This window comes from Streptomyces sp. ADI95-17, from assembly GCF_003846175.1.
Taxonomy (GTDB): domain Bacteria; phylum Actinomycetota; class Actinomycetes; order Streptomycetales; family Streptomycetaceae; genus Streptomyces; species Streptomyces sanglieri.
Genome location: NZ_ML123049.1, coordinates 704,519 through 717,194, shown reverse-complemented (window position 1 = coordinate 717,194; position 12,676 = coordinate 704,519). Strand labels below are relative to the sequence as shown.

The window sequence follows — 12,676 nt, the reverse complement described above, 5'->3', positions numbered from 1 at the left end:
CCGGAGGCACGTCCCCGGCACCGGCCTCTCAACGGGCCACGGCCAGGCAGTAGTTCTCGTCGCCGGCCAGGAGGTTGCGGTGGGTGTCCTCGGCGGTGATGACGCCCTCGTCCAGGACGAGCACCCGGTCCGCGGCGTCCAGGAGGGCCGGGCTGCTGGTGAGCACCACCGTGGTACGGCCTCGGCGCAGCTTCGCGACATTGCGGGCGATGAGCTGCTCGGTGACCGCGTCGACGGCCGTCGTCGGGTTGTGCAGGACCAGCACGTCGGAGTCGGCGGCCAGGGCGCGGGCCAGGGACAGCCGCTGCCGCTGTCCTCCGGAGAGGTTCGCCCCGCGGTCGCGGACCGCGTAGTCGAGACCGTCGCGGTGCAGGGCGACGACATCGGTGAGCATGGACGCCTCGACGGCCTCGGGGATCGTCCGGCTCGTTCCCGACGGGTCGATGTTGGTGCGGAGCGTGCCCGCGAAGATCTCCCCGTCGTACGGATTCACCAGCAGGTGCTCGCGGACCGCCTCGACCGACAGGTCCGCCATCGCCTGCCCGCCGACCCGCACCACTCCCTCGTACGCGTCGGGCGCGACGTTCACCGCGAGGACCGACGCCAGGTCGGCCGCCGCGCGCGGCTGGTAGGCGGCGATCGCCACGAACTCCCCGGCGGCCACCTCGAACTTGAGCCCGCTCAGGCCCCCGTACCGGACGCCGTCGACCGCCAGGCCGCCGCCCGCCGCCGGGCGCCGCGGACCCGGGGCCGTCACCGGCGGCGCGGAGAGCACCAGAGCCATCCGTTCGGCCGAAGCGCGCGCCATCATCACGTACTTGGGCATCTCCGAGAACATCTTGAGCGGTTCGATGATGAACTGCGCGAGGCCCACGGCCATGACGAGTTCCCCGATGGTGATCCGGCCGGCGAACGCCAGCCAGCCCGCCGTCAGGGACACGGCGGCGGCGAGGACCGCGTTGAGGGCCAGGGCGGTGCCCGCGTAGGTGCCGTTCACCCGGGCGACGGTGATCGCCTGGTGCTTCGCGTCCGTGCTGACCCTCCGGTAGGAGCCGAAGGCGGCGTGGTTGCCGCCGAAGCCGTGCAGCGGGCGCAGGCCGGTGATCAGGTCGGCGACCTTCGCGCCCGCCCTCGCCACCCTGGCCTGCTGTTCGCGGGTGCTGGCGCCGATCCGCTTCGACATCACGGCCAGGACCGACAGGATCGCGAAGGTCCCCACGACCACCAGCAGGCCGAGCCTGATGTCGGCCAGGCTCAGCGCGACCGCGGCGACCACCACCGCGACCAGGGAGCTGATCAGCAGCGGCACCACCTCGATGATGTCGGCGGTCTGGTCGGCGTCCTCGGTGGCGATGGTCAGCACTTCGCCGGACTTCAGGTCGATGTCCCTGGCCACCGGCTGGAGCCCGCAGGCGGCCACCCGCACCCGCCAGCGGTGCGCCTCGGTCGTGTTGGCCTTCTGCAGGACCCGCATGCCGAACCGCCACGACAGCGAGACCGTCGTGATGATCACGGCCAGCGCGCCGATCGACAGACCGAGCGCACCGAGGCTGCGGTCCTGCATCGTGTGCTCGACGATCAGGCCGAGCGCGATGGGGAAGGCCGTCTCCCCCGCCTGGTACAGGCCCATGAGGACGGTGCCCCGGACCATGGGGCCCACATTGCGGCGCAGCGCGGTCCGCAGGATCTCCGCCCCCGGCCGGGGGCGCTGCGTGTCAGGAGTTTTCATCAAGGTGGCGGGCAATCGCTTCCGGGGTTCGCAGGGTGAACAGATCACGGATCGTGATCACAGGACCGTATTCCCGGCGGAGCAGCCCGGTCAGCCGCACCGCCAGCATGGAGTGCCCGCCGAGGGACACGAAGTCGCTCACCGCGCTCACCTCGTCGTCGTCCAGGTCGAGTGCCTCGGCGAAGTACTCGCAGACCACGGTCTCGGTCCCGGTCTCCGGGCCGCGTTCGCCGGCCGTGGTCAGCGCGCCGAGCGGCCTGGCCTCCGGGAGTGCCTTGGTGTCGGCCTTCCCGTTCACGGTCAGCGGGATGCTGTCGACCTGGGCGTAGTGCGTCGGGCGCAGGAAGTCCGGCAGGGCCGCGCCCACTTCGCCGGCGACCCGTGCCAGGTCGGCGCCGTCCAGTACGAGATAGGCGGCCAGCCGGTACGCGCCGTCGACCTGCGGGTCGGGCTGGGCGACCGCGGCGGCGAAACGCACCGCCGGATGCGCCGCGAACACCGCCTCGACCTCGCCGGGTTCGACCCGGTGCCCGCGGATCTTGACCTGCTGGTCGGTGCGGCCCAGATAGGTCAGGTTCCCGTCGGCCCGGCGGGTCACCAGGTCCCCGGTGCGGTACATGCGCTCGCCGGGGGCGCCGAACGGGCAGGCGACGAAGCGGTGCGCGGTCTGGGCGCTCTGCCCGAGGTAGCCGCGCGCGATGCCGATGCCCGACACGTACAGCTCGCCGGGGACTCCGTCGGGCAGCGGTCGCAGCCACGGGTCCAGTACGTACACCTCGGTGTTGTCGATCGCCACGCCCACCACCGGGTCCTGGCATTCGAAGGTGCCGACGCCGAGAGTGTTGATGGTGTACTCGGTCGGCCCGTACAGGTTGTAGCCGACCGTCCCCTCGGTCCCGGCGAGCCGCTGCCAGAGCGTCGGGGTGACGGCCTCGCCGCCCAGCAGCACCAGTGCCGGGCGCCGTTCCGGGTTGTCGAGCAGGCCCTCGGCCACCAGTTGCTGGGCGTAGGTCGGGGTCACGTTGATGACGTCGATCGCGTGCTCCCGGCAGTACTCGACGAGCCGGGGGGCGTCGCGGCGCAGTTCCTCGTCGCAGATGTGGACCTCGTGGCCGTCGGCGAGCCACAGCAGTTCCTCCCACGACATGTCGAACGCGAACGACACGGTGTGGGCGATGCGGAAGACCCGGTGGCCGTGGTCGGCGAGGACCGGTTCGAAGATCCGCCGCTGGTGGTTGATCAGCATGTTGGTGAGCCCGGCGTACTCGGTCACCACGCCCTTGGGCTTCCCGGTCGAGCCGGAGGTGTAGATCGTGTACGCGGGGTGCCGCAGGCGGTCCGGGTCGTCCGGCGCGAACGTCACGTACGGATCGGCCGCGGGCAGCGGGCGGTCCAGCTCGATCAGGTCGCCGCTCAGCCGGGGCGACACCGCGCTCACGGTGAGGATCACCTCGGGCCGGGCGTCCGCGACGATCGCCGCGATCCGCTCGTCCGGGTGGTCCAGTTCCAGCGGTACGTAGGCGGCGCCGACGCGCAGCACGGCGAAGAGCGCCACGATCGAGTCGAGGGAACGCGGGATCGCGAGGCCCACGGCCGTCTCGGGGCCGATGCCGCGCGCGGCGAGCACCCCCGCCACCGCCCGGCTGCGTTCCTGGAGCCGGGCGAAGGTCAGCGCCGAGCCGTCGGCGACGACCGCGACCCGCTGCGGATCGCGGTCCGCCGCCCGGTCGAAGCGGTCGACGACGGTGTCGGTGCCGATGTCGGTGCGTACGGCGGGCCCGGGGGCCGGGGCAGGTCCCGGCAGCGCGCCCAGCCGGCCCGTGGACCGGGCCAGGTCCTCCAGCACCCGCAGGTACTCGTCGAGGAGACGGCGGGCGCCATCGGGGTCGTCGTCGCGGTGCTCCAGCTTGACCGTGAGCCGGTCGCCGGGCGTGACGACCCAGGTGAACGGGTAGTGCGTGGAGTCGTCGGCCCGCACCGAGGTGATGCCGTGCCGGGCGTTCATCTCGGCGAAGGCGTCCAGGTCCAGGAAGTTCTGGAGCACGAACAGGTTGTCGAACAGGGTGTCGTGGCCGCCGGCCCGCTGGATCTCGCCGAGCCCCAGGTGCTCGTGCTCCATCGCCTCGACCCGGGCCGCCTGTACGGCGGTCAGGTACCCGCCGACCGTGTCGTCGGGCCGGGCCCGTGTCCACATCGGCACCGTGTTGAGCAGCACGCCGACGATCCCGTCGTGGCCCTCGCCCTCCCGGCCCGAGACGGTCACGCCGAACACCGCGTCACCACGGCCCGTGCGGGCACCGAGCAGCAGGCCGAACGCGCCGGTCAGCACCGAGTTCAGGGTGACGCCGTGCACCCTGGCCGCCTCCCGCAGCAGATCGGAGAGTTCGGCGGACATCGTGTGCGTGAGGGCGCGCGGCAGCGCGTCGGAGAGGGCCGGGGCCGGTCCGGCGAGCAGGGTCGGACCGGACAGGCCGCCCAGATGTTCCGCCCAGAAGCGGTTCGACACCTCGGGGTCCTTGGCGTCGAGCGCCCGGGCGTACTCCTCGAAGCCCGGCACGGCCGGAGCCGCGACCGGCGGTTCGCCCGCCAGGACGGCCTCGTACGCGTCGAACAGGTCCCGCAGCACGATCTCGCGGGACCAGCCGTCCCAGAGCAGCAGGTGGTAGCTGAGCAGCAGGCCGTCCCGGCCGTCGGGCAGCCGCACCACGGTCAGCCGGATCAGCGGCGGCTCGCCCGGGTCGAAGCCCGACTCGCGGTCGCGGACGCGCAGCGCCTCGGCCTCGGCGTCCGTGGCGAGTTCGACGGTACGGACGCCGACCCGCCGGTCCGCCCCGAGGACCTGGACCGGGTTTCCGTCGTCGTCGGTGGTGAAGCCCGCGCCCACGGCCGGGTGGCGGCCGATCACGTACGCCATCGCCTCGGCCAGTGCGTCGGCGTCCAGGCGCCGGTCGAAGGTGAACCAGCTCTGCGCGACGTAGTGTCCGGCCGGGCCGGCCAGCTGGGCCTGGAAGAACAGGCCCCGCTGGAGCGGGGTGACCGGTGCCGTGCGCTCGGCCGTCGCGGAGGCGTCCGCGATGTGCTCCAGGGCGCCGAGCCAGTGCCCGGCGATCTCGTCGGGTATGCCCTCGGCGAGGGTGAACTCCGCGTGCAGGCTTCCGGTGGTGTCGTCGGTCCAGGCGTTGACCTCGACGGCGTACGGGCTGTCCTGTTCGCCGCCGGTGAGGCGCAGGGCCCCGGACTCGCCGCCCCGGCCGAGGTAGTTGAACAGCACCTGCGGGCGGGCGGTCAGCAGCGGGGCCGTCTGCGGGTTGAGGTACCTGAGCCGGCCGTAGGCGACGTGCCCGGACTCGTCCGGCTGGCGTTCGGCGACCTCGCGCGCCGCCGCGACGGGGTCGGTGTGCGCGGTCAGCCGCACCGGTGCGATGGCGGTGAACCAGCCGACGGTACGGGTGTAGTCGTGGTGTTCCAGGGCCGGGACCCGGCCGTGCCGCTCCAGGTCGATCGCGAGATCGGTGGGGGTGGGCTGGACGCGGGTCAGCGCGGTGCGCAGCGCGCCGCAGAGCAATTCGGTGAGGCCCACGCCGAGTGCGGCGGGGGCGGTGCGGGTCACCAGGTCGCTCGCCCGGGGGTCGAGTACGGCCGTGGTCGCGCGCAGGCCCCGGGCCACGGGCAGCGGTGCGGGCGCGCCGAGTGCGGTGATCCAGTGGCCGAGGCCGTCGGTCTCCTGGGCGGACCGGACGGCCAGCGCCTCGGCGTACTCGGCGTACGGCGTGGTCGGCGGTGCCAGGGGCGTGCCGCTCATCGCGGTGGTCAGGTCGTCGAGGAGGATCAGCCAGGACACCGCGTCGACGGCGAGGTGGTGCACGGTGACGACCAGGGTCCGGCTGGCCGCCAGCCAGGAGAACGCGATGACGTCCCCGGCTTCGGGGTCGAGCCGTCCGGCCGCCTCGTTCGCCGCGGCCGTCGCGTCGGCGGCGTCGGACGGTACGACGGTGACCTCGCGGGCGGGTTCGGTGCGCAGCGCCCACACGCCGTGCTCGGTACCCAGCCGCAGCCGGAGCACCGGGTGCGCGGCCACGACGGCGTCGGCGGCGCGCCGGACGTCGGCGAGACCGATGCCGTCGGCCACCGCCACCGCCCGGGCCTGGGCGAACCGGTCGAGCGATCCGCCCAGTTCACGCAGGCGCAGGACGATCGGGGTCGCCGGCAGCGGGCCGTCCTCGCGGTGGGACGCCGCGGGCACCGCCGTCCGCGGGGTGCGCGTGCCCAGGTGGGCGGCGAGGGCGCGCGGTGTCTTCAGCAGGAACACGTCGCGCGGTGCGATCGGCAGGCCGAGCGCCCTGGCCCGGTTGATCACGGTGATGGCGACGATGCTGTCGCCCCCGGCGCCGAAGAAGTCGGTGTCGGCGTCCACGGTGACGCCTGGCAGCGTCTCGGTGAAGATGCCGGTCAGCGCGGTGAGCGCGGTGTCGGCCGCGGCCACCGGTGCGGTGTCCGGTGCGGCCGGTGGCGTACCGTCCCCGGCGGCGCGTTCGGCCAGTGCCTTGCGGTCCAGCTTGCCGTTGACCGTCAGCGGCAGGGCGTCGACCGGCAGCACCCGGCCCGGCACCATGTGGACGGGCAGCCTGGCGGCCAGCAGGCCAGTGAGGTCGTCGGGCACCCGGCCCACGACGTGTGCGACGAGGTGGTCGCCGTCGTCCGCCACGGTGACGGCCGCGTCGACGACGCCGTCGAGTTCCCGGACCGCGGACTCCACTTCGCCCAGTTCGATGCGGAAGCCGTTGAGCTGCACCTGGTCGTCGGCCCGGCCGGTGAACTCCAGCTCCCCGTCGAGCGTGCGGCGGGCGAGGTCCCCCGTGTGGTACATGCGTGAGCCGTCGGACGCGAACGGGTCCGCCACGAACCGGCCCGCGGTGAGTCCCGGCCGGCCCAGGTAGCCGAGCGAGACCTGGTCACCGGCGACGTAGATGGCGCCGACCCGGCCCGGCGGCACCGGCCGCAGCCGGTCGTCGAGCAGATGGACGACCAGGCCGGGGACCGGACCGCCGATCGGGCTGACGTCGTCACCGGGGGCGAAGTCCTCGTCGGTCAGCACCCGGTGGGTGACATGGACGGTGGTCTCGGTGATGCCGTACATGTTGACCAGCTCGGGTGATCCGGTGCCGTACCGCTCGACCCAGCCGCGCAGCCGCCCGAGGTCCAGCGCCTCGCCGCCGAAGATGATCCGGCGCAGCGCGGTGACCGGTTCACCGGCGTGCCGGTCGGCCTCGATGAACCGGTGGAACGCCGACGGGGTCTGGTTGAGGACGGTCACCCCGCGCTCGCGGACCAGCCGGTGGAAGTCGACCGGGGAACGGGTCAGCGCGTACTCGGGCACCAGCAGCTCGCCGCCGTGCACCAGGGCGCCCCACAGCTCCCAGACCGCGAAGTCGAAGGAGAAGGAGTGGAACTGGACCCATACGTCGTCCGGGCCGAAGCCCATGTCGGGGGCGGTGTTGGCGAGGAGCGTCACCACCGCGGAGTGCGGGACGGCCACGCCCTTGGGCCGTCCGGTCGAGCCGGAGGTGTAGATCACGTACGCGGGGTCGTGCGGGGCGGCGCCGGGCCCGGTGGTGACCCGCGGCAGCTCGTCCCCCTGGACGAGCACCAGGGCCTTCACGTCCGCGCGGGCCAGCAGCCGGGTGAAGCGGTCCCGCTGTTCCCGGTCCACGAGCACGACCTGTGGGGCGGCGTCGGCGAGGATGTACTCCAGCCGCTCGTCCGGGTACGCCAGGTCCAGCGGCACGTACGCGCCGCCCGCGGTGACGGTCGCGACCAGGGCGACGACCTGCTCCACGGAGCGCGGGACGGCGACGGCGACCCGCTTGCCGGGGCCGGCCCCCGCCGCGCGCAGGACCGCCGCCAACTCGTTCCTGGCGTCGGCCAGTTCGCCGTAGGTCAGGGACCGGGTGGCACCGTCCAGGGCGCACTGGGTGACGGCGGTGGCCCCCGGATCGCGGTCTGCGGCGGCGTCGAACAGCTCGCCCAGGGTCGCCGGGGCGACCGGTGCCGGGCTCCGGACGGCGTCCGGGGCCGGGGCACCGGCCGGGGCGTCCGGGCGGTCCAGCAGACCGGTGAGGGTCTCGCCGAAGGTGCGCAGGATCGCCTCGGCGCCCGCCTCGCGCAGCAGCTCACCGTCGTAGATCAGGTTGAAGCGCGGCCTGCCGTCGGGCGTGCGCTCCACCACCAGCGTCAACGGGTAGTGCGGGGCACCCTCGTTGACGATCCCGCTGATGGTCAGGGTGTCGTCGTCGCCGCGGAGCGCGGCCACGTCGGTCGCGACGTCGAAGACCACCAGGGTGTCGAAGAGGGAGCCGGTGCCGGCCTGCCGGCCGATCCTGGCCAGTGAGACGTGCTGGTGCGCCAGCACCGTGCTCTGGTGTTCCCTCACCGTGGCCAGCAGTTCGCGCGCCGTGGTTCCGTCGGACCACCGGGCGCGCACGGGAACGGTGTTGATGAACAGGCCCACCATGTCCCCGATGCCGGGCAGTTCCGCGTCACGTCCGGAGACGGTGGAGCCGAAGACGACGTCGCGGGTGCGCAGGATGCCGCCCAGGGTCAGCGCCCACGCGCTGTGCACGGCCACGCTCAGGGGCACCCCGGCCGACCGTGCGGCGGCGTCGATGTCGTCGGCGGGCTCGACGGCGACGTCGGCGAACCGTTCGGAGGGGGTGTGCCCCTCGGCGACCAGCGAGGGGCCGGGCAGTCCGGCGAGTTCGCCGCGCCACACCCGGTCGCTCTCTTCCTGGTCGCGTCCGGCGAGCCAGCTCACGTAGTCGCGGTAGCCGCCGATGGGGTACACGGTGCCCGGCGCATGGTACTCGGCCAGCAGCGCGCGGAGCATCGGCGGTACGGACCAGCCGTCGGCGATGATGTGGTGCACGGTCTGCACCAGTACGTTGTGCCCGGAGCCGGCGCGGATGAGCGTGTACCGCATCAACGGCCCGGTGGCCAGGTCGAATCCGGCGCGGCGGTCCCGCTCGGCGTGCTCGCGGATCTCGTCGTCGGTGATGGCGGGGCGGTCCAGTGTGGTGAACGGCGCCGCCGTGCCGCTTTCGAGCACGGAGACGACCCGGCCGTCCGCGAGGGCGGTGAACCGGGCGGCCAGGTTGGGGTACAGCGTGAGCAGCCGGGTGGCCGCCGCCGCGAGCCGGCCGGCGTCCACGTCGCCGTCCAGCGTCAGCAGTTGCTGTTCGACGTAGCTGCCGGTCGCGTCGTCGTCGAAGACCGAGTGGAAGTACAGGCCCTCCTGGAGCGGCGTCAGCGGCAGAACGTCGCGCAGCGCCGGGCCGTCCAGGTCGTCGACGTCGGCCTGGGTGAGCTCCACCAGCGGGAAGTCGCTGGGGGTGTGGCCGCCCTCTTCGAGCGCGGCCAGGGTGGTCAGGGCGGACCGGAAGTACCGGCCGAGGGTGGTGATGTCCTCGTCGGTGAACATCCCCTCGGGCCAGGAGATGGTGGTGACCAGCCGGTACTCGCCGTCGGCGCCGGGTTCGGCGATCGCGTTGAACTCCAGGGCGCGCGGCAGCCGCATCCTCGGATCGCGCCTCTCACCCAACTGCCCGGTGGCGTGAGCGAGTTGCCAGTCGCCGCCGACGCCCGCGTCGAAGCGTCCGAGGTAGTTGAAGAGCACCTGCGGTGCGGGGGTGGTCGGCCCGGCCCCGGTCAGGTGGTGCAGGACGCCGTAGGAGATGCCGTTGCCCGGCACCCGGGCGAGGTCCTCCTTGACCGCCTTGAGGGCGGTGGCCAGGTACGCGGGTTCGGTGAGGTCGGCCGCCGTGCCGGGGTCCACGGTGACCGGGAACAGTGTGGTGAACCAGCCGACGGTACGGGACAGTTCGGGCTCGAAGCCGACGGCCTCGGCCACGACGCCTCCCTCGCGGCCGTGTCCCTCCAGCTCGATGTGGGCGAAGGTCTGGTCCTGGCCGCGGTCGCGGCGCCACCGGGCGAGGGTGACGGCGAGCGCGGTGAGCAGTACGTCGTTGACGCCCGCATGGAACCTCGCGGGGACGGCGCCCAGCAGCGCGGCCGTGTCCCCGGGCCCGATGCCGACGGTCCTGGTCCGCTCCCGGGCGACGGTGTCGGCCCCGGTGAGCGCACGTCTGCCCAGCGGGGCGTCCGCGCCCGGCAGCGGCCGCTCGAAGTGAGTGCGGTCCGCGTCGAAGTCCGCGCGTTCCAGCAACTGGGTCCAACGCCTGAACGACGTGCCCACCCGCGGCAGTTCGACCGGGGCGCCCGAGACGTACCGGCCCCATGCCGTGGCCAGGTCGTCCATCAGGATCCGCCAGGACACACCGTCGATCACGACATGGTGGGCGACCAGGACCAGCTGCCGCGCCTCGCGGCGCCACACCGCACGCAGCATCACGCCGTGGTCCGGGTCGAGCCCCTCGGTGGCGAGCGCGACACACTCCTGAACCGGGCGGTCGCTCTCCTGCCACCCCACGACGGCCCGGCCGGCCTCCGGGATCTCGAAGCCCCAGCGCTCGCCCCGCACCAGTTCGGCACGGAGCATGTAGTGCCGCCCCAGCAGCGCGGCGAGGATCTCGTCGAGCGCCTCGGCGGTCAGCTCCGCCGGGGTGTTGAGCACGACGGACTGCACGAAGCCGTCGATGGCGTCGGTGGTCCGGCCGAGCCACTGCACGATCGGCGATCCCACGACGGGGCCGGTCGCGACATCGCCGTGGTCCGCGGCGGAGACGTCCTCGCGGCTCGCCACCGCGGCCAGCGCCCCGAGGGCGCTGTGCGTGAAGATCTGCCGCGCGGTGACGTAGAGCCCGGCGTCCCGCAGTGCGCCGAGCAGCGAGATGGCCAGGATGCTGTCGCCGCCGAGCTGGAAGAAGTCCTGGTCGACACCGGCCTGTTCGAGCCGCAGCACCGACGCGACGGCCGCGCACACCGCCCGTTCGTTCTCGGTGACGGGCGCCACTACGGAGCCGGTGCCGATCACGGGCTCCGGCAGGGCTCCCCGGTCGAGCTTGCCGTTCGCGGTGAGCGGGAACTCCGGCATCACGACGAGGTGGGCGGGCACCATGTACTCGACCATGTGCCCGGCGGCCCACGCCTTGACGTCGTCCGCCCGCAGGTCCTCGTGACCGGCGGCGGGGATCACGTACCCCACCAGGTAGGTGCCGCCCGCGGTGTTCTTCTTCGCGACGACGCAGGTGTGCCGCACCCCGGGGTGTTCCGCGAGGCCGGCCTCGACGTCCTCGATCTCCAGCCGCATGCCGCGGATCTTGACCTGGTTGTCGGCGCGGCCGAGGAAGTCCAGCGATCCGTCCGGGGCGAACCGGGCCAGGTCACCGGTCCGGTACAGCCTGGACCCGTCGGAGGCGAAGGGGTTCGCCACGAACCGGGACGCCGTCAGGCCGGGTGCGTTGACGTAGCCGCGCCCCAGGAGGAGCCCGCCCGCGTACAGCTCGCCGCCGACCCCGACCGGCACCGGGCGCAGCTCGTCGTCGAGGACGTACAGCTGGGTGTTGGGGTTGGCCCTGCCGATCGATGTCGACAGCCGTTCGGCCTCGCCCCGGTAGATGACGTGGGAGACGCCGATGGTCGTCTCGGCCGGGCCGTAGCCGTGGTACAGCGGGATGTCGAGCTGGGTGCGGAACCGCTCGTACAGCTCGGGGGTCAGCACCTCGCCGCCGCACCACACGTGGCGCAGGCTGTCCAGGCAGCCGGAGTCGCCCGCGATCTCCAGGAGTACGTCCAGCATCGACGAGACCAGGTAGGTGAAGGTGACCCGGTGCTCGGCGATCACGCTCAGCAGGTGGTGCGGGTCGCGTTCGCCGCCGGGCCGCAGGATCACCAGCCGGCCGCCGGACACCAGCGGCAGGAAGATCTCGTTGATGGAGATGTCGAAGGAGAGCGGCGCCTTGAACAGCGAGGCGTCGTCGTGGCCGAAGCCGAGGATCTCCTCGACCTGCCACAGCAGGCGCTCGCTGATCGCCTCGTGCCGGATCATGGCGCCCTTGGGCCGCCCGGTCGAACCGGACGTGAAGATCACATAGGCCAGGGCCGTACCGGGGATGTCCGCCTCCGGACCCTCGGCCGGGTGTTCGCCGAACTTCCAGTCGCCGAGATCGACGGCCACGGCGTCGGGTTCGCCCTGGCCGCGCTCGCCCGAGTCGTCGAGCTGCAGTACGACGCGGGCGTCCTCGACGACGACGGCGCGGCGCGCGGCAGGCCACTGCGGGTCGAGCGGCACGAACGCGCCCTTCGCCCGCAGCACGGCGAGGAGCCCGACGACCATCTCGGCCGAGCGGCCCAGCGAGATCCCGACGACCTGCTCGGCACCGAGTCCGCGCGAGATCAGATGGTGGGCCAACTGGGCGGAATACTCATCCACTTGACGGTAGGTCAATGAGCGGCGCTCATCGACGACCGCGACGGCGTCCGGCCTGCTGCGGGCCTGTTCGCGGAACATCTCCACGACGGTCGGGCGGGCCCGGTCGGCCCGGGTGTCGTTCCACTCGGCCAGGGCTTCGATCCGCGCCGCCGGGCCGGACGGGCCGATGGTGCCGACGGGCCGGTCCGGGAAGTCGGCCAGGTCGTCCAGTGCTAGCTGTGCGTCGGCGAGGACCGCGCCGGCCGGGACGGTGATGCTCCGGCCGTCCTCACCGGCCTCCCAGCCCGCGCTGCCGGCACCGCCGTTGTCGACCCAGCCGAGCACGTCGGTGAACTGCGTGCCCGGGGTGAGGTCAAGGCCCTCGGGGGCGGCGCCGGTCGCCCAGTACGCCAGTGCGATGGCGCACGCTCCGGCTATGGTCCGGTCACCGTAGTCGCCGGCCCGCCGGCGTACGGCGGTCAGGCGGGCGGGAGAGAGCAGCACGCGAGGGGCGCTCGGTTCCATCATCGACGACTCAGCATCCTTCCAGGGTACGAAAGTTGGCCCGACCTGAATTCAGGCTT

2 protein-coding genes are annotated in these 12,676 nt (G+C 73.1%); both read right to left on the bottom strand.

Annotated features, from left to right (window positions below):
• Positions 1–28: 28 nt before the first annotated feature.
• On the bottom strand, positions 29–1,729 hold the full coding sequence (locus EES42_RS29900) for an ABC transporter ATP-binding protein (RefSeq protein ID WP_124721392.1): 1,701 nt from the start codon (positions 1,727–1,729) through the stop codon (positions 29–31).
• A complete protein-coding gene (locus EES42_RS29895; RefSeq protein WP_124721391.1) occupies positions 1,716–12,620 on the bottom strand; it encodes a non-ribosomal peptide synthetase in 10,905 nt (3,634 codons plus the stop codon). Before EES42_RS29895 ends, EES42_RS29900 begins: the two co-directional genes overlap by 14 nt.
• Positions 12,621–12,676: the final 56 nt, after the last annotated feature.